Origin of the sequence: Acinetobacter sp. B51(2017), from assembly GCF_003711395.1 — a bacterium.
Taxonomy (GTDB): Bacteria; Pseudomonadota; Gammaproteobacteria; order Pseudomonadales; family Moraxellaceae; genus Acinetobacter.
Genome location: NZ_PJRJ01000106.1, coordinates 1 through 303, shown reverse-complemented (window position 1 = coordinate 303; position 303 = coordinate 1). Strand labels below are relative to the sequence as shown.

Below are 303 nucleotides of genomic sequence, written 5' to 3'. Positions count from 1 at the left end.
GATTTCTCAGCAATTGCTTGCCTTGATTTCAACGAGTATGAACAATTTATTTCAACTCAAATATAATCTGTTAATGATTTCTCTAGCCTTCGTCAGGTCTAGATGCTGTGATAAATCACAGAGATTAATAAGCATAAACTTACTAAGCTCTCTAATCTATCAAGAGACTTATTACAAAGAACAACTTGTTGTGGATTCTTACCGGTCGCCAATCTTTCGTTAAGGAGGTGATCCAGCCGCAGGTTCCCCTACGGCTACCTTGTTACGACTTCACCCCAGTCATCGGCCACACCGTGGTAAGCG

1 rRNA gene is annotated in these 303 nt (G+C 41.3%); it reads right to left on the bottom strand.

The features are described 5' to 3' along the window. Positions 1–220: 220 nt before the first annotated feature. Positions 221–303: ribosomal RNA gene (locus CYK47_RS15350) — 16S ribosomal RNA — on the bottom strand; the annotation flags it as partial.